19 protein-coding genes are annotated in these 26,799 nt (G+C 75.6%); 14 read left to right on the top strand and 5 right to left on the bottom strand.

All coding sequences use genetic code 11. The features are described from left to right. Positions 1-14 precede the first annotated feature (14 nt). Both ACGFSC_RS36175 and ACGFSC_RS36170 read left to right on the top strand, forming a co-directional pair. Positions 15-503 carry a MarR family transcriptional regulator gene (locus ACGFSC_RS36175; RefSeq protein ID WP_359900831.1) on the top strand — a complete coding sequence of 163 codons (489 nt, stop codon included), beginning with the start codon at positions 15-17 and terminating at the stop codon, positions 501-503. After that, complete coding sequence (locus tag ACGFSC_RS36170; RefSeq protein ID WP_359900834.1) at positions 503-2,002, top strand: MFS transporter; 1,500 nt, start codon at positions 503-505, stop codon at positions 2,000-2,002. Before ACGFSC_RS36175 ends, ACGFSC_RS36170 begins: the two co-directional genes overlap by 1 nt. Before the next feature lie 7 nt (positions 2,003-2,009). Here ACGFSC_RS36170 and ACGFSC_RS36165 read toward each other — a convergent pair whose 3' ends face one another. Both ACGFSC_RS36165 and ACGFSC_RS36160 read right to left on the bottom strand, forming a co-directional pair. Continuing rightward, positions 2,010-2,540, bottom strand: coding sequence for a DUF5959 family protein (locus tag ACGFSC_RS36165; RefSeq protein ID WP_359900837.1), 531 nt, complete (start codon positions 2,538-2,540; stop codon positions 2,010-2,012). Positions 2,541-2,829: 289 nt separating this feature from the next. After that, complete coding sequence (locus ACGFSC_RS36160; protein WP_359900840.1) at positions 2,830-3,828, bottom strand: ScbA/BarX family gamma-butyrolactone biosynthesis protein; 999 nt, start codon at positions 3,826-3,828, stop codon at positions 2,830-2,832. A 464-nt stretch (positions 3,829-4,292) separates the two neighbouring features. Here ACGFSC_RS36160 and ACGFSC_RS36155 point away from each other — a divergent pair, with 464 nt between their 5' ends. Next, positions 4,293-5,009 carry a ScbR family autoregulator-binding transcription factor gene (locus ACGFSC_RS36155; RefSeq protein WP_359900843.1) on the top strand — a complete coding sequence of 239 codons (717 nt, stop codon included), beginning with the start codon at positions 4,293-4,295 and terminating at the stop codon, positions 5,007-5,009. 280 nt (positions 5,010-5,289) lie between these two features. Then, positions 5,290-6,144: an AfsR/SARP family transcriptional regulator gene (locus tag ACGFSC_RS36150; RefSeq protein ID WP_359900894.1), complete on the top strand. Its 855-nt coding sequence runs from the start codon at positions 5,290-5,292 to the stop codon at positions 6,142-6,144. A 100-nt stretch (positions 6,145-6,244) separates the two neighbouring features. Here the strand turns inward: ACGFSC_RS36150 and ACGFSC_RS36145 are convergent, their stop codons facing one another. Then, a complete protein-coding gene (locus tag ACGFSC_RS36145) occupies positions 6,245-6,664 on the bottom strand; it encodes an SgcJ/EcaC family oxidoreductase (protein ID WP_359900846.1) in 420 nt (139 codons plus the stop codon). Between the two features lie 34 nt (positions 6,665-6,698). Further along, positions 6,699-7,418 carry a TioE family transcriptional regulator gene (locus tag ACGFSC_RS36140; RefSeq protein WP_359900849.1) on the bottom strand — a complete coding sequence of 240 codons (720 nt, stop codon included), beginning with the start codon at positions 7,416-7,418 and terminating at the stop codon, positions 6,699-6,701. A 169-nt stretch (positions 7,419-7,587) separates the two neighbouring features. Between ACGFSC_RS36140 and ACGFSC_RS36135 the strand changes: the two genes are divergently transcribed. Continuing rightward, complete coding sequence (locus tag ACGFSC_RS36135) at positions 7,588-8,742, top strand: erythromycin esterase family protein (RefSeq protein ID WP_359900852.1); 1,155 nt, start codon at positions 7,588-7,590, stop codon at positions 8,740-8,742. Here ACGFSC_RS36135 and ACGFSC_RS36130 read toward each other — a convergent pair. Continuing rightward, the gene (locus ACGFSC_RS36130) at positions 8,655-9,782 is read right to left on the bottom strand and encodes a LysR family transcriptional regulator (RefSeq protein ID WP_359900855.1); all 1,128 of its coding nucleotides are present in this window, start codon (positions 9,780-9,782) and stop codon (positions 8,655-8,657) included. The genes ACGFSC_RS36135 and ACGFSC_RS36130 overlap by 88 nt on opposite strands. Positions 9,783-9,853: 71 nt before the next feature. On the opposite strand from ACGFSC_RS36130, the gene ACGFSC_RS36125 reads away from it, so the two are divergent. The 9 genes from ACGFSC_RS36125 (at position 9,854) to ACGFSC_RS36085 (ending at position 26,718) form a co-directional block, all read left to right on the top strand. Beyond that, positions 9,854-10,519 (top strand): maleylpyruvate isomerase family mycothiol-dependent enzyme, encoded by a 666-nt coding sequence (locus ACGFSC_RS36125; protein WP_359900858.1) that lies wholly within the window; start codon positions 9,854-9,856, stop codon positions 10,517-10,519. A gap of 421 nt (positions 10,520-10,940) precedes the next feature. Continuing rightward, positions 10,941-12,077, top strand: a complete 1,137-nt coding sequence (locus tag ACGFSC_RS36120; protein ID WP_359900861.1) for a PP2C family protein-serine/threonine phosphatase — start codon at positions 10,941-10,943, stop codon at positions 12,075-12,077. 502 nt (positions 12,078-12,579) lie between these two features. Next, positions 12,580-13,905, top strand: coding sequence for an MFS transporter (locus ACGFSC_RS36115; protein ID WP_359900864.1), 1,326 nt, complete (start codon positions 12,580-12,582; stop codon positions 13,903-13,905). 173 nt (positions 13,906-14,078) lie between these two features. Next, on the top strand, positions 14,079-15,401 hold the full coding sequence (locus ACGFSC_RS36110; RefSeq protein WP_359900866.1) for a non-ribosomal peptide synthetase: 1,323 nt from the start codon (positions 14,079-14,081) through the stop codon (positions 15,399-15,401). 322 nt (positions 15,402-15,723) lie between these two features. Continuing rightward, positions 15,724-18,810, top strand: coding sequence for an amino acid adenylation domain-containing protein (locus ACGFSC_RS36105; protein ID WP_359900869.1), 3,087 nt, complete (start codon positions 15,724-15,726; stop codon positions 18,808-18,810). Continuing rightward, on the top strand, positions 18,807-19,982 hold the full coding sequence (locus tag ACGFSC_RS36100) for an acyl-CoA dehydrogenase family protein (RefSeq protein ID WP_359900872.1): 1,176 nt from the start codon (positions 18,807-18,809) through the stop codon (positions 19,980-19,982). Before ACGFSC_RS36105 ends, ACGFSC_RS36100 begins: the two co-directional genes overlap by 4 nt. A 39-nt stretch (positions 19,983-20,021) precedes the next feature. Beyond that, positions 20,022-21,926 carry an amino acid adenylation domain-containing protein gene (locus tag ACGFSC_RS36095; RefSeq protein WP_359900875.1) on the top strand — a complete coding sequence of 635 codons (1,905 nt, stop codon included), beginning with the start codon at positions 20,022-20,024 and terminating at the stop codon, positions 21,924-21,926. A 68-nt stretch (positions 21,927-21,994) separates the two neighbouring features. Next, the gene (locus ACGFSC_RS36090) at positions 21,995-23,851 is read left to right on the top strand and encodes a non-ribosomal peptide synthetase (protein WP_359900878.1); all 1,857 of its coding nucleotides are present in this window, start codon (positions 21,995-21,997) and stop codon (positions 23,849-23,851) included. Further along, the gene (locus ACGFSC_RS36085) at positions 23,848-26,718 is read left to right on the top strand and encodes a condensation domain-containing protein (protein ID WP_359900881.1); all 2,871 of its coding nucleotides are present in this window, start codon (positions 23,848-23,850) and stop codon (positions 26,716-26,718) included. Before ACGFSC_RS36090 ends, ACGFSC_RS36085 begins: the two co-directional genes overlap by 4 nt. Positions 26,719-26,799: the final 81 nt, after the last annotated feature.

Genomic DNA, 26,799 nt, shown 5'->3' with positions numbered 1-26,799 from the left:
ATTACCGTGGAACCATGACCGAGAAGCGAACCGGCCCCCAGGCCGCCGCGGCCCGTAAGGCCCCCGCCGAGGCCGTGGCGCCCGACACCGCGGCACTGGCCGCCCGCGAGCTGCGGGCCGTCTTCAGCCGGCTGCGCCGCACCCTGCGGGAGGCGAGCGGGACCAGCGACCTGACCCCCTCCCAGACCGCCGTGCTCAGTCGGCTGATCAACGACGGTCCGGCCTCCGCGAGCGCGCTGGCCGCCGCCGAGCGGGTCCGTCCCCAGTCGATGGCCGCCACTCTCGTCGTGCTCGAACAGCACGGACTGGTCGGTCGCCGCCCCGACCCCGAGGACGGTCGCCGCCAGGTGGTCAGCCTCACCGAGGCGGGCCTGGCCCACGTCGCGGACAGCCGCCAGGCCCGTCAGGAGTGGCTGACCCGGGCCATGGCGGAGCACTACACCGAGGCCGAGCGCGCCACCGTACTGGAGGCACTGGCCCTGATGGACCGGCTGAACCGGTGATGGCCGGTCCGTCCGCCCTGCTGGCCCGGCTCCGGGCCCGCCGCCGGCTGCCCGCTCCGGCGGGCGGGTTCAACCGCCGGCTGATCGCACCGATGGTGCTCGGATCGGTGCTCAACCCGATCAACTCGTCGATGATCGCGGTGGCCCTGGTGCCCGTGGGCGCCGCCTTCGGCGCGCCGCCCGCCGAGACGGCCTGGCTGGTCACCGCGCTCTACCTGGCCACCGCCGTCGGCCAGCCGGTGATCGGGAGGCTCGTGGACACCCACGGGCCGCGCCGGCTCTACCTCGCCGGGACGGCCCTGGTCGGCCTCGCCGGACTGCTCGGCGCGCTCGCCCCGACGCTCGGACTGCTGATCGCCGCCCGGGTGCTGCTCGGCCTGGGCACCTCCGCGGCCTACCCGGCCGCGATGCACCTGACCCGTACCGAGGCCGAGCGGACCGGGCAGTCCAGCCCCACCGGGGTGCTGACGCTGCTGGCCGTCGCCAACCAGACCGTCGCGGTGGTCGGCCCCACTCTGGGAGGTCTGCTGATCGGCGCGGGCGGCTGGCGGACGGTCTTCGCCGTCAACGTCCCGCTGTCACTGGCCTGTCTGGCGCTCGGCGCGGCCCGGCTGCCCGTCACCGACCGCCGCTCCGGCCGTCCGGACGGCATGGACGGGACCGACGGCAGAGACGGGACCGATGGCAGAGACGGGGCCGGCCGCGGCGACCGCCTCGACCGTCCGGAGCGCCTCGACCATGCCGGGATCGCGCTGTTCGCGGTCCTGCTGCTCGCCCTGATGCTGTTCCTGATGCGGCCCGACCCGGCGCGCTGGTACCTGCCGGTGCTCGCCGTCCTGGCGGCCGTCGTCTTCGCCGTCCGCGAGCGGCGGGCGCGCGCCCCCTTCATCGACCTGCGGTCGCTCGCGGGCAACCGCCCGCTGATCGCCACCTACCTGCGCCAGGTCCTCGGCTACACCTCCGTCTACGCCTTCCTCTACGGCTACACCCAGTGGCTGGAAGAGGGGCGCGGCCTGTCGGCGGCCTCCGCCGGACTGGTGCTGCTGCCGCTGTCGCTGACCGCGCTCACGGCCGCCGGGGCCACCGGCCGCAGTCCGGGTGTGCGCGGCAAGCTGCTGGTCGGCTCCGCCTGCCAGATCGCGGCCTGTGCCGCCCTGCTGTCGGTGCACGCGAGCAGCCCGGGTGCTCTGCTGATCGCGGTCGGTGTGCTGGCGGGCGTCTCGCAGGGGCTGATCGGGCTCGGCACCCAGACCGCCCTCTACCACCAGGCGGACCCGGCCGCCATCGCCTCGGCGGCCGGGCTGCTGCGCACCTTCATGTACCTCGGCGCGATGGCGGCCTCGGCCGCGAACGCCGCCTTCTTCCCGCACGGTGCCACCACGGGCGGCCTGCACCGCCTCGCGCTGTTCATGCTCGGCGGCGCGGCCCTGCTCTTCCTCCTCACCGTGCCCGACCGTTCGCTCGGCCGGCTGGGACGGCCAGTACGGACTCGGGGATGACGGATGATCAGCTCTCCTCCACCGGGGTTCCGCGCCAGGCGTGGAGTCCCGGGGCGAGCTCGACCACCTCGGCCGGATAGGCCTCCCGGACGAGCTTGAGCAGCGCGCGCTGCTCGTCCAGCCAGTCCGGTGCGGGGGAGAGGACGACCCGGAGCGTGACGCCCGATTCCTCCGCGTCCGAGACGGTCACCCAGAGCCCGCCCGGCCGCGCGGGCTCGATCCGCAGTTCCGGGCCGTGCTCCTCGTCCAGCCAGCGGACCGCGGCGCCGCGCCCCAGCCGCTCCAAAGCCGTCTCCCACTGGGTGAGATGGCGGTCGGTCACCAGCGTGACGAACTGCCCGCGCACCGAGTCGGCGGTGACGGTGATCTCGCAGTCCAGCCAGTCGTGTCCGAGGAGGGAGCCCGGTGCGTGCCGTCCGAGCACCCGTACCCGGACGTTCCGGCCGCCGGTCCGCCCGTCGCGGCCGGGGGCGTCGTCGGTTCCGGGTCGGTCGGTCAGTCTTATCAACTCGTTCTGCTGCGAAGCGACTTCGCTCACGGCGTGCTCCTGTTGGCAGCGGATCAGGGGCTGACATCCTTGCGCAGGTGTTCGCCCCGGTGCCAGCCCGGAATCGGGATGTTCCGGTCGTCGCCGACGGGCGGGAAACGCCCTGTGCCAGGGGGCGCGCCCCGGCAAGCGTCGTCGGCACGCGGACGGCCCGCCGGACCGGGAAGGTCGGGCGGGCCGTCCGCGTGGCGGGGTGGCGGGTGCGTCCGGTGGTGCGGCGGGTGCGGACCGCTGCTCGGGCCGTACCGGCTGCCCGGTCGGCGCGGCGGTGGCCGTCGGGTCAGCGGTGGTCCGGGTGGCCGGTGAGCACGGTGGTGAAGATCGGTTCGCCGTGCTGGTGGCCGGTCACGGTGGTGGTGAGGCTGTCCGGCTCCTCGCCGGGGGTGTGCCGGGCGGTGATCGTGGTGGGCGCGTCGTGCTCGGCGTACCGGTGGAAGGTGGTGGCCGCAGCGGCCGGGGTCACGGTGACCGGGCTGCTCAGGGCGTTGGCCGCCTGCCGGGCCGCCTCCAGCAGGACCATGCCGGGGATGTGGTCGTTGGCGTGGTCGAAGAGGATCGGGTGCCGGAAGTCGGGAGTGAGGTGCCAGCTGTCGGGGGCGTCGGCCGGGGTCAGGACGACGTCGCTCGGGCGGAGTCGGCCGACCCGGGCCGGCGGGAGCGGCTCGGCGGTCACGGTCGGCGCCGCGGGGTGCTCGGCGTCCTGGCGCCCCCGGCGCAGCCGCTGGTAGGTGGAGTCCGGGACGGTGGTGAACCGGGCGTACCCGGTGGCGGCGAGCTGGGCGCCCCGTCGGACGACGGTTTCCAGTGTGAAGTCGACCGTGGTGCCGGAGCGGCGCGGCTGGGCGAGGAGCTGGATCTCCAGGGTGAGGTCGGTCGGCGCCGCTCCGATCGGCAACTGCCGCGGCCGAGTGGTGTAGTCGAGGTTCCACATCATGAACTTGTGGTCGAGCGGTACGCCGAACCGGGTGTGGGCAAGGTAGAGGCCGGCCTGGCGGATCGTTTCAGCTGCTTGCATCGGGTCGTGCCGGGTGCCGTCCGGCGTGCAGAAGAAGGTGTGCGCCCGCGGCCACTGCGCGGTGACGGCGAAGGCGGTGTCGGTCAGCTGTTCGCTGCCGGTGATGAAGACCTCGGCGTGGCAGGCCCGGTGCACGTACTCCTTGGCGACGGTGCTGGTCAGGCGAGGCGCCGGGGCCGCCGCTGCGGCCGGGCCGGGGATCGTCCGGGAGTCCGGGCCGGTGGCGAGGGCGGAGGCGGGCGTGCGGAAGGCAAGCAGAGTCATGGGGAGCGCTCCGAAAGGCCGTGATGGGCGGGGTGGGCTGCTCAGGGCTCGTAAGATACGTACCTACCGGTTTGGTTTTCAAGGAGCCAGAACAAAGGTTCGTCGGCGGCCGAGCGTGTTCGGTCGGGCACGGTGGGTGTGTGCCGGTCGCCGCCCCGAGATCAGGTTCACCGAATGGGCCTGCTTGACCTGTGGGAATGTCGATGGCCAAAGTTGTCAGGTGCATTGCTATGACTGGATCGTTCGTCGTCCCCCCGGGCACAAGTGGGAGCTGTTGCTCCGGATATGGGGGCTGGCGGCGAGATGTCGGCCATCTGTTCGTCCCATACCGTCCACGCGGTTTTAGTCCGCTTGAGGACGGCCCTATGTGACCTGGGATGCAGGGACCCCCGTCGACCGCGGCAGGTAAGATACGGGGTGTTTGGTTTTGTTTGCCGAGCGTTTCGGGTGGGGTGGTTGCGGTGGTGCGACAGGAGCGAGCGGTCCGGACGCGTCGGCTGATCCTGGAGGCGGCGGCGTCGGTCTTCGACGAGTACGGGTACGAGGGGGCGACGATCGGCGAGGTCGTGGCCCGCGCCGGGGTGACCCGCGGCGCGGTGTACTTCCACTTCGCCTCCAAGCGGGAGCTCGCCCAGGGGGTCGTGGAGGAGCAGTTCGGCCGGGACGAGATCCCCGAACGGCAGTGCAAGCTCCAGGAGTTCGTGGACCTCGGGATGGTGGTCGCCCACCTCATGCCGCGCGACCCGGTCCTGAGCGCGGGCGCGCGGCTCTCCCTCGGCCAGGACGTGTTCGGAGACTTCAGCGGCGGTGCGGCGCCCGGCTGGATCCAGCGGGCCGAGAGCGTGCTGGAAACGGCGGGCCGGCGCGGTGAGCTGCTGCCCCAGGTGGTGCCCGCCGAGACGGCGTGGCTGGTCACCGGGGCCTGGACGGGGGTGCAGATCCAGTCCCAGAAGATGTCCGGCCGGGCGGATCTGGAGCGCCGGATCTCCGCGCTGTACCAGCATGTGATGCCCAGTATCGCGGTGCCCGGGGTGCTGGCCACGCTCGACCTCGCGGTGGACCGGGGCGCCCGGGTGGTCGCGGAGCTCGCGGCGGCCCGGGTGGCGGAGTCCGGCCCGGCCGGGGCGGACCGGGCGGATGGTCCGGACGGGGCGGGTGCGGCCGGCGTCGGACCCTCCTGAGTCGGGCGCTCGGGACGGCCCGGGTGGTCCGTGCGGGCCTCGTCCGAAGCGGTTCGGGGTCGGACGGGCGGCCCGGCGTCCGGTTACAGTGGGGATTGCTCCGCCCAAAAACAAACAGCGCGTTCGGTTTTGTATTGACAAACCGTCTGTCCTGTTTTTGGATGGGCGTCGGGTGCTCGACCGACCTTCCAGCGGACCTGCGTGGACGGTGAGCAGCGGAGCACCCGCCCGGCCGGCGGCCGTCGGGGCCGCCGATCCGTCTGGATATGGGGTGGTCGTCGTGGAGATCCGGGTGCTGGGGTCCTTGGGGGTCCGACTGTGCGGGGCGTCGGTGGTGCCGTCGGCGCCGAAGCCGCGGCAGGTGCTCGCCCTGCTGGCGTTACGGGCCGATCAGGTCGTGCCGGCGGGAGTCCTCGCCGAGGAGCTGTGGTCCGGCCGCCCGCCACGCAGTGCCCGCACCACCGTGCAGACCTATGTGCTCCAACTGCGCGACCTCATCGACCGGGCGCTCGCCCAGGGCGACGGCGGCCCGGGGGCCTCCTGCGCGAAGGACGTCCTGGTCACCTCGGCCGGCGGCTACATGCTGAACAGCGGCGGCGGACTGGTCGACCTCCAGGAGTTCGACCGCCTCGCCGGGCACGGCTACCGCGCCATGGACGGGGGCGACTTCCCGCTCGCCGCCCGCCAGTTGGCCGACGCGCTCGCGCTGTGGCGCGGCCCGGCCTTCGCCGATGTCCCGGTCGGCGGCCAACTCGCCGTCGAGGCCAGACGGTTGGAGGAGATCAGGCTCTGCGCACTGGACCAGCGGATCGAGGCCGACCTGCGACTCGGCCGGCACCGGGTGCTGCTCGCCGAACTCACCGTCCTGATCGACCGTTACCGCACCCACGAGAGCCTGCACGGCCAGTACATGATCGCGTTGCACCGCTCCGGCCGGCGGGGCGAGGCGCTTGAGGCCTACCAGCGCCTGCGGAACACCCTGGTGAGGGAGTTGGGCATGGAGCCGTCCGCGGCGCTGCGGCGGCTCCAGCGCTCCATCCTGCTCGCCGGCCCCGAACGCGCGGACCAGGAGCAGCCGGTCGCGCTCGCGGACGGCGCCGGCGCCCGCACCGCCCGGCTCACCCGGGTCGGCTGAGCCGGGCCGGACGGGCCGGGCCGGCCGACCCGGGGCGCGGCGCCGGCGTCCGGCGGGACGGGTGGGGACGGGCAGGGGCGGACTGCGACGGGCCCGGTGGCTATTCGGCGAGCACGCCGGTGTTCTGGCAGGCGTGCAGCAGCCACCGACCGTCGTCCTGCCTGGTCATGACGTACAGCGGTGCGCCCTCCGAGTCCCCCTCCGGCGACCGGTAGACCTGGCGGACCTTGACGGCGGCCACGTCGGGGCGAAGGAACTGGATGTGCACCGGCTCGTACGTGACGTCGCCGTCCCAGGTCGCGGCGGGCAGCACGGCACGGGTGAACTCGGCGATCGCGTCCAGGCCGAGGAGGACCTTGCCGTGCGCGGTGGTCCAGATCGCCTCGGGGTGGAACAGTGCGAGGAACGCGTCCGGGTCCTTGGCGCGCTGGGCGCGTTCGACGGCGGCCACGACCCGTTCGATGGCCTGGATGTCCGCCTCGGGGGCGGCCTGCGCGTCAACTGCTGCTTCGGTGTTCATGTGGATCACTCTGGCACCTCAAGTGGCCTTGAGGTCAAGCCGGTCGGGGCGTTCCGGTGCGCAGCCCCAGGTAGTCGTCGAGGCGGGCGGAGGCGGTGAGCATCGCCAGGCCCCGGGTGGTCAGGCGCTGTTGCCAGCCGTCCAGGGCGGCGGCGAGCTCGCCGGTGCCGCCCGCGGTGCGGATCTGCCGCAGCACGGTGGCGATGTGGTCCAGCAGGTAGCCGCCCCGGCGGAGCAGGTGGGCGAGTTCGGCGTCCCGGACGTCGGCGGGGAGGTAGCGGCGGTGGCCGGTGGTGCGGTCCCGGGCCGGGGTGAGGATGCCGGCGGCCTCCCAGGCCCGCAGGGTCGCGGGGGTGACGCCGAGTCGGTGTGCGACCTCGCCGACGGAGCGGGGGCCGGGCGCTGCGGGGAGCCCGGTTCCGGCGGCGGCGCCGCCGGTCAGGTGGCCGACGGCCTCGCGGACGGCGGCGAGGGTCTCCCGGTCGCGCAGCAACTGGGCGTGGCCCCGGTCGAGTTCGGTGAGGGCTTCGCCGATCCGGTCGGCGTGGACGGCGGTCATGACCGAGCCCGCGGTCGCGTACCCGTACGCCGGGACGAGGGCGAGGTAGGCGCGCAGGGCGGCGGCGTGCAACTCGGTGTAGATCCGGTATCCGGTGGGCGTGCGTTCGACGGGCGGGAGGCAGCCGTCGCGCTCGTAGTTGCGGATCGCCTGGGTCGAGATGCCGTGCTCGCGCGCGAGGTCGGAGGGTCGCATGGTCGTCCGGTCGTCTCCCGTTCCGGGTCGGGTGGGGTGAGGTGGGGCCGGGTGAGGCGGGGTGTGCGAAGCCGATCGACCGTTCGGGCTGTTTGAGGCTTTCGTCGGCGGCCTGGCGGCAGAAGCGGGAAAAGTCTCAACCGTTCCTTCAAGGATACGCTTGAGGTCCATGAACCAGGACGTGTATGACTTCATCACTCCCGCGTGCGAGCTTCTGGGGCTGGGCGAGCCGACGCACCAGGAGCCGGCGTTCGGGCTGGTCCGCAACGAGCTGTTCGCCGGGCTGGTCGACCGGGGCTTCCGGTCGATCGCCCTGGAGACCGACCGGGTGGCCGCCCTCGCCGTGGACGCCTACGTCCGGGAGGGTGTCGGCACTCTCGAATCGGCGATGCGGAAGGGCTTCACGCACGGCTTCGGGGAACTCGTCCCCAACCGCCGACTCGTCGCCTGGATGCGGGAGTTCAACCGGCAGCGGCCGTCCGGGGAGCGGCTGGCCCTCCACGGCTTCGACATCCCGACCGAGAACACCAGCGCCCCCAGCCCGCGCCGCTACCTCGAACACGCCCGTGACTACCTGGGGCTCGATCTCGACGTCGCCGGTGCGGCGGGTGAGGACGAGCGCTGGAGCCGTACGGAGGCGGTGACGGACCCGGCCCAGTCGCCGGGCGACACCGCCGACGCCGCCCGGCTGCGCTGCCTCGCCGACGACCTTCTCCTCCAACTCCACATGCGGGCACCGGAATTGATCGGATCGACCTCGCCGGCCGAATGGTACGAGGCCCGCGCCCGGCTGGCCGCCGGGATCGGACTGCTGCGCTACCACGCCCAGTCGGCGGTCCGGGGCCGCACCCCGAGCGCCCGGATCAGCGCCCTGCTCGGCGTGCGGGACGCGCTGATGGCGCAGAACCTCCTCGACATCCGCGAGATCGAGGCCCGGCGCGGACCGACCCTGCTCTTCGCCCACAACCGGCACGTGCAGCGGAACCCGAGCGCCTGGGCGCTGGGCGAGCTGGACTGCCGGTGGACCGGCGCGGGCCACACCGTCGGCACGCTGCTGGGCGAGCGCTACGCCTTCGTCGCCGGGAGCCTGGGGCGCAGCGAGGCGATCGGACTGGCCGAGCCGGCGCCGGGGACGTACGAGGCCCACCTGCGGGGACGCGGTGCGGCCTGGGAGCTGACGGACACCGCGCTGCCGGCCGACGCCCGTACCCGCACCGACACCGTCCCGCGACAGGGCTACTTCCCGCTCGACCGGGAGGTGCTCGACGGCGCGGCCGCGCTGCTGCACATCACCGACGGCGCGGCGGTGACGGCCGGAGCCTGAGCGGCCGCCGGCCCGGGGTAGGCCCGCCGCAGGTGGGCCACCAGGGCGGCGGTCGGCGGCGAGGAGGGCTGTCCGGTCGGCCAGGCGAGCGCGATCCGGACCCGGGGGACGGGATCGGTCAGCGGACGCACCCGCAGACCGGGCAGCGGGCCCGGGTCCGGCAACACGGCCACGCCCAGGCCGTGCGCGGCGAGCTCGGCCAACTGTGGTGGCGCGGCCGCCTCGACGCCGACCGTCGCCTCGACGCCGGCCTCGGCCAGGGCGCGCTCCAGCGCCGTGCGCAGGCCGGTGCCGCGCGGGGTGCTCACCAGGGGGTGTCCGGCGAGCGCCGCGACCGGCAGCGCGTCCCGGCCGGGGGCGGCAACACCGGCCCCGCTTCCCGAGCCCCCGGCGGAGCCCGCGCCGTTGACGGAGCCCGCGCCCGAGGCGGGTCCCGCCCCCGAGGCGTCCGCGAGCGGATGGTCCACCGGACAGGCAGCGACCAGCGGGACCTCCAGCACCGTGTGCAGCGCCAGCCCGCTCAGCGACGACCCGCCGTCGTCGCCCTCCCGCCCGTTCCCCGGGGTGGGCAGGCCGACGACGGCGAGGTCCAGCCGGCCGTCGCGCAGCGCGGAGAGCATCCGCGCGGTGGTGTCCTCGGTGAGCGAGAAGTCGATGCCGGGGTGCTCCTGGCGGAACGCCGCGAGCGTGGTGGCGAGCCCCGGGAAGGTCCCCAGCTCGGACGGCGGGGTCAGGGCCGCCCCGGCGACCATGCCCAGGCGCACGTGTCCGCGCCGCAGCCCGCCGAATTCCTGGGCCGCGCGGCGGGCCGCGGCCGCGGAGGCGAGCGCGGCCCGGGCGTGCGGCAGCACCGCCTCGCCGACCGGGGTGAGCCGTACGGTGCGGCCCGAGCGGTCGAGCAGCGGGTGGCCCAGCTCCCGTTCCAGCTGCCGGATCTGGGAGCTCACCCCGGGCTGGGTGAGGTGCAGCAGCCGCGCGGCCCGGGTGAAGCTGCCGTGCTGGGCGACGGTGACGAAGTACTGGAGCTGCCGCAGTTCCATAACTCCCGATCATAAGTGCCAGAACTTCCCGGTCTTGGACGGGTGTGCGGTTCCGGCCGCAGGCTGGGCGCATGGAAACCGTGCCGCAGAACCAGGACACCGGGCAGATCCACTGGATCCGCGAGCAGATCGCGGCCGAGCGCCGGGAGCTCGCCCGGGTGTTCGCCGACCTCGCCCCGGAGGAGTGGAACTCGCCCTCGTTGTGCGGTGGGTGGCGGATCCGCGAGGTGGCCGCGCACATGAGCACCGGCTTCCGGCACTCGACGGCGCGCACGCTCCTCGAACTCGCCCGCTCCGGCGGCAACGTCCACCGCATGGCCGACCGGATCGCCCGCCGCGACGCGGCCGCCATGACCGAGCGCGATCTCGCCGCCGCCATGGCCGACCACGCCGACCACCCCTGGCGTCCGCCGGTCGGCGGCCCGATCGCGGCCCTCGCCCACGACGTCGTCCACGGCCTCGACATCACGGTGGCGCTCGGCCTGCCCGTCCGGCTGCCGGTGGCGCGGACGAAGGCCCTGCTGGCCGGTGTCTCACCCCGCACCCTGCGGTTCTTCGGGGCCCGGCTGGACGGCGTCCGGCTGGTGGCGACGGACACCGCCTGGGCGTACGGCGACGGGTCGCTCACCGTGACCGGGCGGGCGGAGCACCTGCTGCTCCTCGCGTACGGGCGCCGGGTGCCGGAGGGCCTGCTGGCGGGGCCCGGCGCGGGACGCTTCACGGCCGACGCCGCGTAGCGGCGGATTGGCGTACAGGCGTACGGGCGAACGGCACGCTACCGGCGGTCGGTGTGCAGCCACTCGGTGAGGGTGGCGTGCAACAGCTCGACCTGGGCGCGGTCCGGGATCACCGTCTCCCGGGATCACCGTCGCCCGGGAGCCCGTGCCGTCCGCGCCGCCGGTGCCGCCGGTGCCGTCCGCGTCCTCCGGGTCGCGCGGGGCGGGCCCGCCGAGGCCCAGCCGGAGGTTCTCCACCGGGAGAGGCCAGCCGCCCTCAGGTTCGGGAGCGTCTCCGAACCGGACGTCCGGGTGGCAGTGGTTGGGGATCGCGCCGAGTTCCAGCCAGCGCCCGGGCGGCCGTCGTGCGGGTTCCGGGGGCCCGTGACTACGATCGGAAGAAGTCCTTCCGGATGGTGGTGAGACGGAAGCCAGGTCGCCGATGGCCCCGAGGTCCGTGCAGTGGCCCCCGTACGTGCGGGTCGCGCCGTGGTTGCTGACCGCCGGCGGGCTGGTGTGGAACGCGCTGGACCCGACCGACTACTGGGGCGATCCGCTGCTGGCGGCGGCCGCCGTGCTGGCGGGCGCGCTGCTGGCGCTGCGGGACACCGTCGCGGTGGGGGCGGCCAATGTCCTCGGCATCCTGCTGCTGTCCACCCAGGACGGGTCGATCGGGACCGGGGCCGGCTTCCTGGAGCTGGCGAACACGGCGTTCGCGGCGCTGCTCGGCATCGGGGTGAACCGGGTGGTGGCCCGGCACGGGCGCCGGCTGGCACGGGTGCGGTCGGTGGCCGAGGCGGCGCAGCGGGCGGTGCTGCCGGAGCCCCCCGCGGAGGTGGGGCGGCTGTCGGTCGCGGCCTGCTACCGGGCCGCCCAGGACGAGGCGCTGATCGGGGGCGACGCGTACGCGCTGCAGGTCACCCCGTACGGCGTGCGCGGGCTGATCGCCGACGTGCGGGGCAAGGGGCTGCACGCGGTCGGGGCGGTCTCGGTGCTGCTGGGCGCCTTCCGCGAGGACTCCCACCGGCTGCCGGACCTGGCCGCGCTCGCGGACGCGCTGGAGGACTCGCTGCTGCGGGAGAGCGAGCGGATGAGCGAGGAACTGCGGCTGGAGGGGTTCATCACCGCGCTGCTGGTGGAGTTCCCGCCGGGGGAGGAGAGCGTGCGCACGCTCGACTGCGGGCACCCCGGCCCGTACCTGCTGAACCCGTACCCGCGGGGCGCGGGCGAGCCCCCGGTGCGCCGGTTGGACGCGGCGGATCCGGGGCTGCCGCTGGGGATGGGCGGACTGGGCGTGGCGCGCCCGGCGCCGGAGAGCCGGCCGTTCCTGCCCGGGTGGACGCTGCTGCTGGTGACCGACGGGGTCACCGAGGCCCGGGACACGGCGGGGGAGTTCTACGACCCGGTGCTCGGGCTGGCCCCGCTGGGGCCGTTCGCCGCGCCCGGCGAGGTGCTGGACGCGCTGGTGGCGGACGTCGAGCGGTGGACCGGTGGGCCCAGGGACGACGACATGGCGGTGCTGGCGATCACCCGTCGGGCGGAGGCGGGGACAGAGGCGGATGCGGAGTCGGACGGCTGACGGGCGGCCGTCGGTCGGTGGAGCAGTCGGTGGAACGGGCGGCGAAACGGGGGTGGCGAACCGGTCGGCGGAACGGGGGCGGAACGGGGGCGGGACGGGGACGGGACGGGTGGCGGACCGGGTCGGGCACGGGTGGTCCGTGACCGTCCGGTCACCTTGTCTACGGCTCGCTACGGTCACGCCGGTATCACGATGAGATGACGGTCGGACTGCACTCCATGGAATCCGGCCAAGTTGAGCGTCTCCGTCCGGTGGCTGGAAAGACAGCGTCCGAATACCGGACAAGGAAATGGACGGACGGGCCCGGAGCCGGTCGGAGTGCCCGTCGGCCGGTGCCGCCTAGGCCGACGGACGCCGCGGGCGGCGTGAGGGCAGGAGAAGCGGCCATAAGGAGCGCGCAAAGGCGGGCCGGGGGAGTGGCGGGATTCGGCCGACCTGCGTTCCGTCCGGAAACGGACCTGGTGCTTGCCCCGTGTCGAAGGGGTGACCGAGAGTCGCACCGATGAACGAGAAGCCCAGCCCCCGCCAGGCCCGTCTGCTCGGCCACCGCGACTTCCGGCTCCTGCTGACCGGAGCCGCGGCGGCCCAGACGGGCAGTCAGGTCACCCTCGTCGCCCTTCCTTTGGTGGCCGTGATGGTGCTCGACGCCACGCCGTTCGAGGTCGGTCTGCTGACCGCCGCCGAGACCGCCGCCTTCCTGCTCGTCGGCCTCCCCGCGGGCGCCTGGCTGGACCGGATGCGCAAGCTTCCGGTGCTGATCCGGGCCGACGTGGTGCGCTGCCTGGCCGTCGGGTCGATCCCGCCGGCCGCCGCCCTCGGGGTGCTGACCATGCCGCAGCTCTACCTGGTGGCGCTGGTCACCGGGGTGGCGACGGTCTTCTTCGACGTCGCCCACCAGTCCTTCCTGCCCGCCGTCCTGCCGCGCGAGCAACTGGTCGGCGGCAACGGCGCCCTGGAGACGGTCCGTTCCTCGGCGCAGATCGCCGGGCCGGGACTCGGCGGCGGGCTGGTCCAGCTGCTCGGGGCGCCGCTCGCCATCGTGGCCGACGCCTGCGGCTACCTCGCCTCCGCCCTGCTGCTCGTCCGGATCAAGGTCGACGAGCCGCGGCCGGAGCCCGAGCCGGGGCGCTCGCTGCGCGCCGAGGTCGGGGAGGGCGTGCGGTTCGTGCTCGGCCACCCGCTGCTGCGGGCGATCGCGACCGCCACCGCCACGTCCAACCTGTTCTCCGCCGTGCTGACCGCCGTGCAGACGGTGTTCTGGGTGAGGGTGCTCGACCTGTCGCCGGGAGCCATCGGCGTGCTGCTGTCGGTCTCCGCCGTCGGCGGACTGGCCGGCGCGCTGTGCGCCGGGCAACTCGCCCGGTGGATCGGACAGGCCCGGCTGATCTGGCTGTCCACGGTGGTGACGGCGCCGTTCGCGCTGCTGTGGCCGCTGTCCGGAGGCGGTGCGGGCGTGGTGCTGTTCGGCCTGGGCTCCGGGGTGGTGCTGTTCGGCGCGGTGGCCTACAACGTCGCCCAGGTGAGCTTCCGGCAGAGCATCTGCCCGCCGGAGCTGCTCGGCCGGATGAACGCCACCATGCGGTTCCTGGTGTGGGGCACCCTGCCGATCGGCGCCCTGATCGGCGGCGTGGTCGCCGAGGCGGCCGGGCCGCGCACCGCGCTCTGGCTCTGCGCCGCCGGTTTCCTGCTGGTGCCGCTGCCGCTGCTGATCTCCCCGCTGCGGCGGATGCGCGAGCTGCCGGGCCCCGACCGTACGGCCGGGCAGGACGCGGACGCGGAGGCGGACGCCACCGACCAGGAGAGCGCGGTGAGCCCCGGCACGTCCTGACCGGCCGCCCCACCCGCGCCTTCCGCACCCGAACCCCTCCTGCCGACCGAACCCGATCCCTTCTGCCGACCGAACCTGATCCCCGCACGTCCCGGACCCGAGCAGGGCACCGGCCGATCCCCCCTCGACCGATCCCCGACCCGAGCCGCGACCGGAAACCGGAGACCGTTCCCGTGCACGCCAGCATCACCGCCGCCTACCTCGCCCGGTACCGCTCCGCCGCCGCCGAATCCCCGGTGGAGCTGTTCCCGTTGACCGGCGCCCAGCGGCGCTTCCTGATCACCCGCCGACTCGCTCCGCAGAGCCGCACCGACGTCGTCCCGCTGTTCTTCGCCTACCCGTGCGGCACCCTCGACCTGGGCCGACTGGCCCGCGCCGCGGCCGCCGTGGCCGCCCACCACCCGGCGCTGTGCGGCGGATTCGCGACCGTGCGCGGCACACCCGTGCTGCGCACCGGCGGCCCCTCCGCCGAGGCCGCCCGGATCGCCGTCGCCCCCGGCGGCACCGCCCGCGCGGCGCTGCGCGAGGCCCTGGCGGACTGGCCCGCCGACGGACCCGCGCTGCGCCTGCTGGTGGCCGCGGACCCGGACGGGGACGAGGAGCTGCTCGCCCTCGCACTGGACCACGCCGCCTGCGACGAGCAGTCGCTCGGCCTGCTCACCGCCGAACTCGGCGCCGCGTACGAGCGGGACGAGCCACCGGCGGACGGGCCCGACCCCCGGGCGCTGGCCGATTACCGGCAGGCCGTCGAACTGCAGCTCGCCGCCGAGGACGCCGCCGGCGGCCCCGCCGCCCAGGCCCACTGGGGCCGCCGGCTGGGCGGCCTGACCGGGGCGGGCGGCGGCGCGGCGACGTCCACCGGCATGCTCACCGAGCGGCTGCCCACCGCCGGGGGCGCCGCCCGCGGCGCCGTCTTCCCGGCCCTGCTGGACGCGGTCGGCTCGGCCCTGCACCGGCTGCACGGGGCGGCCCGGGCGGACGGGGCGGCCCGGCCGGAGACCGGGGGAGGGCCGCTCGCCCTCGGCTACCCGTGGGGCGGACGACCGGCGGGCGCACCCGCCGCGCTCGGCTGCTTCCTCAACACCCTGGTGCACCCGGCGGCTTCGGGCCCGGTCGCGGACCTGGACGCCCTCGCGGACGCCTGGTGGGACGACCTCGACCAGGCCGGCACCCCCTTCGACGAGGTGGTCCGCGCCGCCCGCACCGCCGGGGCCCCGTGGTCGGGCGCCCTGGACGGCCTGCTCACCATGGAGGACCTGCACCGCCGCCCACCGCTGGTGCTCGGCGGCACCCCCGGCCGGGAGACCCACCTGGACGGGCGCCCGCTCGCCGCACCGCTGGCCGTCTCCGCCTCGCACGGCGACGACCTGCTGATCCGGCTGGCCTGGGACCGCGACCGCTTCCCCGAGGCCGACGCCCGGGCCGCCTTCGGCGAACTGCTCGCCGTGCTGCGGCACCACCTGCACGCCCGGCCGGTCCCGGTCCCGCAGGCCTGAGGCGCCCGGCCGGCCGCGTCGCCCACCCGAGCCCGCCCGCCTGAACCCGCTCACCTCGTACGCCCGCGTCCGCACGCCCCACCCCGCGGGCCCCGAACTCCCGCGACGGACCCACCACGGACCCACCACGGACCCACGACGGGTCCGCCACGAACCCACCACGCCCGTCCGCGCGCGTCCGACACGCCGCCGGACGGGACCCCGGGCCCAGGGCCGCACCTCACCCCGGTACGCCCCTGGGCCGCCGGCCGGCACGGGAACACCCCACGTCCGCGTCCGGCCACCGCAGTGCCGACAAGCCCACCACACAAGGGAATCGACCATGTTCGCACTCTCTCCCTCGCAGGAGATCGTCTGGCTGCACGAGCAGATGCTGCCGGGCAGCCGCGCCTACAACTTCACCGCCGTCCTCGACCTGTGGGGCACCCTCGACCGGGACGCGCTGCACACCGGCCTGGCCGCCGTGCTGGCCCACCACCCCGGTCTGCGGCTGGAGTTGGTGCCCAGGCCGGAGGGGCTTCCCGGCCAGCGGGTCGCCGACGTCTGCGAACCGGAGCTGCGCCACAGCGACTTCGCAGCCGAGCAGGACCCGGAGGCCACGTTCCGCCGGCTGCTCGCCGCCGAGGCCGAGGAGCCGCTGGACACCGAGCGGGCGCCGGTGCTGCGCTGGCACCTGGTCCGGCTCGGCGACGACCACCACCGGCTGATCCACGTCGAGCACCACCTCGTCCACGACGGCCACTCCTTCGCGATCCTGCTGCGCGACCTGTTCACCGTCTACCGCGCCACCGTCCTCGGCGAGCCGTACGAGCTGCCCACCGCGCCCTCCTACGAGGACCACGCCCGCGCCGCCGCCGACCTCCCCCGGGACCGCGGACTCGACTTCTGGACCAAGGAGCTGACCGACGCCCCGCGCGAGGTCACCCTCCCCGGGCTGGCCCGGCCGGGTGCCGAACGGCGCCACCGCGGCGGCCAGCTGCGCCAGTCCATCGGCGCCGACCTGGCCGAGCGGCTGCGCGAGCGCAGCAAGGCCGACGGCCACACCCCGTTCAGCACCCTGCTCGCCCTGTTCGCCGAGCTGCTGCGCCGGCACAGCGGCCACCGCGAGGTGGTGATCGGCACCGCCGTCGGCAACCGCCCGGAGGGCTTCGAGGGCACCGTCGGCATGTTCGTCAACACCGTCCCGCTGCGCCTGCGGCTCGACCCGGCGGTCCCCGGCACCGACGCCGTGGACGAGGTGACCGACGTCCTGCTGCGCGCCCTGCCGTACCAGGACCTGCCGGTCCAGGAGCTGACCCGCCGGCTCGGGCTGCACACCACCGGCGCCGACAACCCGCTGTTCAACGTGATGTTCAGCGCGCACGACGCGGCACTGCCCGACGTCCAGGCGCCCGGGCTGGAGGTCTCGCTGTACGAGGGCTTCAACACCGGCACCACCCGCTTCGACCTCGACCTGGTGCTGCTGCCCGACGACCGCCGGGTGGTCGGCGAGAAGCACGGCGCCGCCGGGATGACCCTGGTCTGGGACTACGACGCCGACCTGTTCCGCGAGTCCGAGGCGGTGCTGCTGTCCGAGCGGCTGCTGGAGCTGCTGCGCTGCTACCTGGACCGCCCGCAGGCGCCGATCGCCGGGCTGGCCCCCGCGCCCGAGGCCGAACCGGCCGCCCCGGTCACCCCGGCCGCACTCGACCCGGCCGCCGCCCACGACCCGACCTCGCTCGCCCTGCTGGCCGGCACCGAGCGGATCAGCTACGGCGAACTCGACCGCAGGGTCACCGAGTTGGTCGAGCGGCTGCGCGCCGCCGGAGTCACCCCCGGCCAGCCGGTGGCCACCGTGCTGCCGCGCGGCGCCGACAGCGTGGTCGCCCTGCTCGCCTGCCTGCGGTACGGCGCCGTGTACGCGCCGCTGTCCACCGAGGACCCGGCCGCCCGGCTCGGGCTGCTGCTGGAGCGGCTCGGCCCGGCGCTCGTCCTCGCCACCCGGCAGAGCGCGCTGGCACTGCCCGCCGAGGGCGTCACCCCGGCGCTGCTGGACGGCCCCGCCTTCCCGAAGGCCGGGCCCGCCGCCGTGCTGGACGGCGCCGCCTACGTGATCCACACCTCCGGCTCCACCGGCGTGCCCAAGCCCGTCCTGGTCGGCCGCGAGGCCCTCGCCGGGTACGTCGCCGCGATCGCCGACCGCTACCGGCTCACCTCCGCCGACCGGGTGCTGCTGTTCGCCCGGCCGTCCTTCGACGTGGCCCTGGAGGAGGTGCTGCCCGCCCTCACGGCCGGCGCCGCCCTCGTCGTGCCGCAGCGCGAGGTGCCCACCGGGCCCGAGCTGGTGGCCGTGCTGGCCGCCCGCGGCGTCACGGTCGCCAACCTGCCCACCAGTTACCTGCTCGCCGTCCGCGAGGACCTGCGCGAGGCGCTGCGCGACGGCCGCTGGGCGCCCCGCCTGCTGGTGCTCGGCGGCGAGCGGCTGCCCGCCCGGGCGCTGGCCGGCCTGACCGGGGCCACCACCGTGCTGAACGCCTACGGCGTCACCGAGGCCACCGTCACCTCCACCGTGTACGAGGTCACCGACGCCGACGTCGCCGAGGACGGCGAGATCCCGCTCGGCGCCGAACTCGACGGTGTGCGCATCCACGTCCTGGACGACACGCTGCGCCCGCTCGCCCCCGGCTGCGTCGGCGAACTCGTCGTCGGCGGACCCCTGTTGGCCGAGGGCTACCTGGGACTGCCGGAGCCCACCGCGGCCCGCTTCACGACCGTCCCCGCGCTCGACGACGCCCGCGTCTACCGTACCGGCGACCGCGGCTACCGCGACCTGGACGGGCGGCTGCGCTTCCTCGGCCGCGCCGACAACCAGGTCAAGCTGCGCGGCCACCGGATCGAGCTGGAGGAGATCGAGGCCGCGGCCTCCGCCGAACTCGGCGGCCGCTCCTGCGCGGTGCTGCTGCACACCGACCCGCAGACCGGCCCGCGCCTGGTCGGCTTCCTGGAGGGCGCCGAGCGCCCCGACCAGGCCGCGCTGCACGAGGCGCTCGCCCGCCGGCTGCCCGGCGGACTCGTCCCGGCGAGCTGGACGGCCGTCGCCGTGATGCCGACCCTGCCCGGCGGCAAGCCCGACCGCACCGCCCTCGCCCGCCTGGTGGACGAGGCCCCGGAGGCGGAGGAGGTCGAGCCGAGCGAGTTCACCGACCCCGGCCAGCAGCTGATCGCCGCCGCCTGGCGCGAGGTGCTCGGCCACGACCGCTTCGCCGCGGACTCGCACTTCTTCGAGGTCGGCGGCCACTCGCTGCTCGCCGCCCAGCTCGCCGCGTACCTGGAGCCGCACCTCGGCAGCCGGCCGCCGCTGCGCACCCTGTTCCGACACGCCGTCCTGGCCGACCAGGCCAAGGCCCTCACCACCGGTGGTGCCAAGTGACTTCGCCCTCCGCCGTCCTGGAAGCCGGCCACCGCGAGCTCGTCGAGGCCTTCGAGAGCTTCGTGCGCCGCGAACTCGTTCCGCTGGCCGCCGAGCTGCCCGAGACCGCCGACCAGGTCCCGGCCGACCTGCGGACCTACGTCCGCAAGCGCTCCGCCGCCCTCGGCTTCTACGCGGGCGACTACCCCGAGGAGCTCGGCGGCGCCGACATGCCGTTCACCGCCGTCGTCCTGCTGCACCACGCCGCCGGGCGCAGCGGCTGCGTGCTCGCCCCGTACGCGCTGGCCGGCTCCGACGGGCCCAGCCCGCTGCTGCGGCACGGCACCCCCGAGCAGGTCGAGCGCCACCTGGTCCCGCTGGTGCGCGGCGAGCAGACCCGCTGCCTCGCCCTCACCGAGCCGCACGCCGGTTCCGACGCGTTCCACCTCACCACCACCGCCGTGCGCACCGGTGAGGGCTGGGTGCTGAACGGCCGCAAGACCTTCGTCAGCAACGCCGAGCACGCCGGGATCGCGCTGGTCGTCGCCGCCACCGACCTCGGCGACGGGGCCGGCCCCACGGCCGGCGCCACCGCCTTCGTGCTGCCGATGGACCAGCCCGGGCTGCGGATCGGCCAGCGCTACGAGGGCATGTCCGGCGAGCCGCTGTTCGAGCTGCTGCTGGACGGGGTCACCGCCGGCCCGGAGGCCGTGATCGGCGGAGAGGAGGGCGTCGGCGCGGCCACCGCCCTCGCCATCGACAGCCTCTCGCGCGGCCGTCTGGTGGTCGCCGCGATGTGCAACGGCATCGCCGAGCACGCGTTGCGGATCGGCGTCGAGTACGCCAAGGACCGGCGGGCCTTCGGCCGGGTGATCGGCGAGTACCAGCACATCCAGGAGCACCTGGTCGCCACCCGGGCCGAGGTCGAGGCCTCCAAGCTGCTCACCCTCGCCTGCGCCCGGCTGGTCGACGAGGGCACCGAGTCCCCCGAGAACGCGGCGCTCGCCAAGCTCACCGCCTCCGAGACCGCCGTACGCGCGGTGGACCGCTCGCTCCAGGTGCACGGGGCCACCGGCTGGGTGCGCGGGCACCCGCTGGAGTTCCTGTACCGCTACGTCCGGATGACCACGATCATCGAGGGGACCTCGGAGGTCCAGAAGGTGATCATCGCCCGTTCCATGGGCCTGAACTGACGAAGCGTCACCTTCGCACGCGACCTCCTGGAGATGATGATGGAACACCTTGACACGAAGGTCCCGAACGCGGACGCCCCGAGCGTCGACGCCGCGAACACCGGGACTCCGAACACCGGGACTCCGAACACCGGGACTCCGAACACCGGGACCCCGAACACCGACGCCCCGAGCATCGGTTACGGCCGTCCGCACCAGGACGGCGCGGTGCTCGACCTCTTCACCACCTGGGCGCACCGCACCCCCGACGCCCCCGCCCTGATCGACGGCGAGCAGGTCTACAGCTACGCCGAACTCGACCGCCTCGCCGACACCGTGGCCGAGGCCCTGCGCGGCAAGGTCGGCCCGGGCGACCTGCTCGGCGTCTGCCTCGCCCACTCGGTCTCGCTGGTCGCCGTCACCCTGGCCGCCGCCAAGCTCGGCGCCGTCCACCTGCCGCTCGGCCCGCGCCCCGGCGAGCACCGGCTGCGCGCCGTCGCCGAGCAGCTGCGCCCGGCCTGCCTGGTCGGCGAGCCGGACCTGCTGCCGCCCGGCGGCGAGCGGCTGCCGCTGGACCTGCCCACCGCCGGCGTGGTGGCCGCCCTGAACCCGGGCGAGCAGGTGCGCGTCCCGGCCGGCACCCACTACGCGGTGCTCACCTCAGGCTCCACCGGCACCCCGAAGGCCGTCGCCGTCACCGAGCCCGCGCTCGGCGCGCTGCTGCAGTGGTACCGCGGACTGACCGGCCTCGGCCCCGGGGAGCGGCACAGCCTGCTGATCGGCGTCGCCTTCGACCCGCACATGCAGGAGCTGTGGGCCGGCCTCACCTCCGGCGCGGCCCTGGTGGTCGCCCCCGAGGCGGTCCGCTGGGACACCGGCGCGCTCACCGACTGGTGGCGCGAGGCCGGCGTCACCGTGTCCATCCTGCCCACCCCGCTGGCCGAGCCCCTCCTCGGCCGGCCCTGGCCCGCCGAGTCGCCGCTGCGCCACCTGGTGATCGGCGGCGACCGGCTGCGCCGCGCCCCCGGGCCCGACGTCACCGCGACCGTCCACAACGCGTACGGCCCCGCCGAGGCCACCGTCACCACCACCGTGCACACCATGGCCCCCGGCGGCGACCACGGTGCCGGCGCCCCGCCGATCGGCCTGCCGATCGACGGCGCCGTCCTCCTGGTCACCGACGAGGACGGCCGCCCGGTGCCGCGCGGCACGGCCGGCGAGCTGCGGATCGGCGGCCGAGGCCTGGCCGCCGGGTACCTCGACCCCGAGCTGACCGCCCGCCGTTTCGTCGGCGCGCCCGCCGGCGTGGTCGGCACGGACCGGGTCTACCGCACCGGCGACCGGGTGGTCATGCGCCCGGACGGCGTGCTGGAGTTCCACGGCCGCCTCGACGACCAGGTCAAGGTCAGCGGTGTGCGGATCGAACCCGCCGAGGTCGAGGCCGCCTTCGAGCGCGATCCGAAGGTGCGCCGGGCGGTGGTCGCCGCCGAGCAGGCGCCGACCGGCGGCGTCCGGCTGCTCGCCTTCGTCCAGGCCGAGGACGGCGCCGACCCCGCGGCGCTGCTCGACGCCGTCCGCCCGTGGCTGCCCGAGCAGGCCGTGCCCTCCGCTGTCCGGCTGGTGGAGCGCTTCCCGCTGGACGCCAACGGCAAGGTGGACCGCCCGGCCCTGCTGGCCGACGCGCCGGCCCCGGACGAGGAGGCCCCGGCGGACGAGGCCGGCACCCCGGTCGAGCGCACCGTACTGAAGCTCTGCCGCGGGCTGATCGGCCGTGCCGACCTCGGGCCCGAGGACAACTTCCTCGCGTCGGGCGGCAATTCGCTCGCCGCGGCAAGACTGCTGGAGGCCCTGGAGAACGAGTACGGCGTACGGCTGCGCGCCCCCCTGGTGCTGCGCCAGCCCGACCTGCGGGCCGTCGCCCGGCTGGTCGAGGAGCGGGTGGCCGATCTGGCCGCGACCGCCTGACCCCGCCCGAACCTCCTCAGCGGGGCGCCCCGGCCCACCCGGCCGGGGCGCCCGGAAGGGAACCACCCATGACCACCAGCACCACCGAGCACCGCGCGCACCCCGCGACCTCCGCGACCTCAGCGACCTCCGCGCACCCCGCGGCTCCGCTCGACCGGACCGCCGAAGCCCTGCCCGCCCTGGTCGCCCGGCAGGCCGAGCAGCGTCCCGACGCGCTCGCCGTGACCGACGGCTCCACCGTCCTGACCTACCGCGAACTCGTCGACGCCGCAGGCCGGTTGGCCGCCGTCCTGGCCGATCGGGGGATCGGCCCCGGCAGCGCCGTCGCCCTGCTGTGCGCCCGCTCGACCCGATTCGTCGTCGCCCAGCTCGCCGTCTGGCGGGCCGGCGCACTGGTCGTCCCGCTCGACCCGGCCTACCCGCGCCCGCGGATCGCCGAAATGATCGCCGACGCGGACGTCCGGCTCGTCCTCGGCGACAAGGGACTGCTCGCCGAGGCCGGGCTCCCCGAGGACCGCACCCTGGTGCTGACCGAGCGCGGCACCGAGGCCGCCGACGGCACGGCGCCCGATGCCGCCGACCCGGCCGCGCCCGCGCTGCTCTACTACACCTCCGGCTCCACCGGCCGCCCCAAGGGCGTCCTGGTCCCGCACAGCGCCGTCGCCGACCTGGCCACCGCCGAGGACTCGATCGGCCTCGGCCCCCGCGACCGGGTGCTCTTCCACTCCACCGTCTCCTTCGACGCCACCACCTTCGAACTGTGGGCGCCGCTCGCCCGGGGCGCCGCCGTGGCCGTCTCCCCGAGCGAGCGGCCCAGCGCCGAGGACCTGGTCCGCGACGTCGAGAGCTTCGGCGTCACCACCGTCTTCCTCACCACCGCGCTCTTCCACCACCTGGCCGCCCGGCGGTCCCGGGTCTTCGGCGTGCTGCGCACCCTGGTCGTCGGCGGCGAGGCACTCTCCTCCGAGTACGGGGGCGCCGTGCTGCAGGCCTTCCCGTGGCTCGAACTGATCAACGCGTACGGGCCGACCGAGGCCACCACCTTCACCACCCTGCACCGGGTCACCCGGGCCGACTGCGCCGGATCCGTCCCGATCGGCCGGGCCTTCGGCGGCACCCGGGCGTACGTCCTGGACGAGCGGCTCGCGCCGGTGGCGCCGGGCGGCGTCGGCGAACTGTGGATCGCCGGAGACCGGCTGGCCCTCGGCTACCTCGACCGGCCGGAGCTGACCGCCGAGCGCTTCCGCGAACTGCCCGGCATCGGACGCGCCTACCGCAGCGGCGACCGGGTCGCCGAACGGCCGGACGGCTCCCTGGAGTACCACGGGCGCACCGACGACCAGGTCAAGGTGCGCGGCTTCCGGATCGAACCCGGCGAGGTCGAGCACGCGCTGCTCCAGCTGCCCGAGGTCGCCGAGGCGGCGGTCGTGGTCCGCCGCGCCGGACAGGTCGACGCCGCGCTCACCGCCTGCCTGGTCCTCGCCGAGGGCTCCCGCCCGGCCGTCGAGGCGCTGCGGGCCGCTCTGGCCGAGCGGCTGCCCGCCCACCTGGTGCCCACCGCCTGGACGGTGCTCGCCGCGCTGCCGCTGACCGGCAGCGGAAAGGTGGACCGGCGGGCGCTGGCCGCCGACGAACCGGACGGGGCACAGCCGTCCGCCGCCGCCGAACTCGGCCCGATCGAACAGGTCGTCGCCGAGGCGTGGAGCCGCGCCCTGGAACGCCCGATCACCGACCCGTCCGCCGACTTCCTCGCCGAGGGCGGGCACTCGCTGCTCGCCATGTGGGTGGTGGACGACCTGCGCGAGGACCTCGGGGTCGAGCTGTCGCTCGCCGACTTCCTCGGCCACCCGACCGTCGCCGCCCAGGCCGAGCTGCTGGAGCGCGCCCTGCGGGCCGCCGACGACACCCCCGGAGCCGACCGATGACCACCGTCGACCAGAGCGACCTGCTGCGCCGCGCCCGCAACCGGCGCGCCGCCACCCCCGCCGGTTCCGCCGCCTCCGTCGCCTCCGCACCGCAGACCGGCCCCGCCCCGCTCTCGCACGCCCAGCAGCGGATGTGGCTGATGGACCACCTCGGCCAGGGCGGCGCCCTCTACAACGTGCCGGTCGCCACCCGGCTGCGCGGCCCGCTCGACCGGGCGGCCCTCGCCACCGCGATCACCGGCCTGACCGAGCGGCACGCCGTCCTGCGCACCCGCTACCCGCGCCGGGGCGACGAGCCGTACCAGCAGATCGACCCGGTCGTCCCGGTGCCGCTGCCGGTCCTGGACGCCACCGGCCCGGAGCAGCTCGCCGCCGAGGCCGCCCGGCCGTTCGACCTCGCCACCGGCCCGGTGCTGCGGGCCCTGCTCCTGCGGCACGGCCCCGACGACCACACGCTGCTGCTGACCATCCATCACATCGCGGTGGACGGCGGCACGTTGCGCCTCCTCGCCGCGGACCTCGCCGAGCTGTACCGCGCCGCGCGCGACGGCGAGCCGAACCGGCTCCCGCCGCCGGCCCCCTCGTACGCCGACTACGCCCGCCAGGAACGCGCCCGCGACGCCGAGCTGACGGCCACCGCCGGCGTCCTCGCGGCCGGGCTGGCCGGCGCCCGGCCGCTGCCCCTGCTGCGGCCCGTCCCGCCCGGCGCCCGGGAGCGCCGCGCCGCGCTGCACGCCGCCCCGCTGGAGTCCGCCGTGGTGGAACAGCTGCGCCTCGTCGGCGCGCGGCACGGCGCCACGCTGTACACCGTCGTGCTGGCCGCCGCGTTCGCCGCGCTGGGCATCGCCTCCGGGCAGGACGACCTCGTCCTCGGCTGCGCCAGTGGCCACGGGGCGCGGCCCGAGTTCCGCCGGACCGTCGGGCTCGCGGTCAACACCCTCGCCGTGCGCGCGAATCCGTCCGGGGACCCGTCGTTCACCGAGCTGCTCGCTCTGGTCCGCACCGCCCTGCTCGACGCCCAGCAGCACCACGAGGTGCCCCTCGACCTGGTGGTCGAGCGGCTCGGCGCGGCCGCGCGCGGCGCGGACGGCACCCCACTGCTCTCGGTCAGCTGCGACCTCGTCCAGACCGTCGACCCGCTGGCGCTGCCGGGCCTCCACACCGAGAACGTGGAACTCGACCTGGGGCTGGCCAAGTTCGGCCTCACCCTGCTGCTGGAGGACGGCCCGGAGCCGCGCTGCCTGCTGCAGCACGACCGGGACGCGCTGGACCCGGGCACCGCCGCCCGGCTGGTCGGCGCCTTCGCCGAACTGCTCACCGCCGTGGCCGCCGACCCGGAACGGCGGCTGTCCGAACTGCCCGGAGAGCGGTTGACGGCCGCCGAACACCCGGTCGTGGAAGCCCTGTCGGCCGATCCGGCGGTGGTCGAGGCGGCCGTGGTCGAGAACCCGGACGGCCCGCCGCTCGCCTACGCGGTGGTCCGCGGGCCGGTCGCGCCGAGCGGCAGCGCCCTGCGGGCCGCCCTGCGCGGGCGCCTGCCGGCCGCCGAACTGCCGCTCGCGGTCACCCTCGTGGACCGGCTGCCCCGCCACGCCGACGGCACCCCCGACCGCGACCGGCTGCCCGGCGCCACCGTGCTGCCCGGCGCCACCGCTTTGCCCGGCGCCACCGCTTTGCCCGGCGCCACCGCGGCGGCGGAGGGCCCGTTGGAGGCAGGCCCGCTGGACGTCGTACGGCAGGCCTTCGGCGAACTCCTCGGCACGACCCCGCCCGCCGACGGCGACTTCTTCGCGCTCGGCGGCCACTCCCTGGTCGCCGTCCAGCTCGCCGAACGCCTGCGCACCCGCACCGGGCTGCCGCTCACCGGCCTCGACATCCTGGAGCAGCGCACCCCGCGCGCCCTCGCCGCCCTGCTCGCCACCCGCACGGACGAGCGCCGCGCGGCCCTCGCCCAGGCCGGTGCCCGCTCGCGGACCACCGGCGCCCGCACCGGCACCGTCCTGCTCACCGGCGCCACCGGCGGGGTCGGCGCGGCCGTGCTCCAGGAGCTGATGGCCCAGGGCCGGCCGGTCCGGGTCCTGGTCCGGCCGGAGTCCGCGCACCTGCCCGCGCTGAACGGCGCCGAGGTGGCGGAGGGCGACCTCGGCGACCTCGACAGCCTGCGCCGGGCCGTCGACGGCGTCGACGCCGTCATCCACTCCGCCTGCACCTTCACCGACCACGCCACCGACCTCGCCGCCATGCGCGCCCTGGTCGACGGCTGGCGGGGCGGCCCGTTCGTCTTCGTCAGCAGCATCGACGCGTACGGCCGCCCGGCCGGCACAGAGGTCGCCGAGGGCGCCCCCAGCAGCGCACCCGTCACCCCGTACGGGCAGGCCAAGCTGGACTGCGAGCGGATCCTCTTCGAGGCCGCCGCGGCCGGCCGGGGCCAGGCCGTGGCCGTCCGCTCCCCGATCGTCTGGGGCCCGCACCACCGCCTGCGCGACCAGCTCCGCTGGGGCGCCACCGGCCCCCTCTACCAGGCCGCGCTGGCCGGCCGGTCGATCGGCCTGCCGGACGCCGAGGAGTGGCACGGAGCCTCCTGGGTGCACTCCGCCGCCCTGGCCCGCGCCCTCGGTGCCTGCCTCGCCCCGGACCACCCCGCCGCCGGCCGGGTCGTCAACGCGGTGAGCGGGCACCTCTCCTGGGCGGACTTCACCGCCGAACTGGTCCGCCTGCTCGGCTCCGACAGCCCGATCGTCGCCACCCCCGACGCCGACGGGGAACTCCGCCGCCCCTGGCACTACCGGGCGGACACCCTGGCCGGCCCGCTCGCCCCCGAGCCCGGCGAGGACTGGCGCAGCGTCCTGGCGGCCATGGTCCGCTGACCCCCCGGTCGCGGGGGGGGGGGGGGGGGGGGCCCGCGGCCCCGCCCCGCCGCCCGCGCCCCCGCGCCCCCCCCCCCCGCC

This window comes from Kitasatospora sp. NPDC048715, from assembly GCF_043198905.1.
In the GTDB taxonomy this organism is placed as follows: domain Bacteria; phylum Actinomycetota; class Actinomycetes; order Streptomycetales; family Streptomycetaceae; genus Kitasatospora; species Kitasatospora lactacystinica.
Note: the sequence above shows the minus strand (reverse complement) of the source record. Positions and strands in the feature narration are given on the sequence as shown.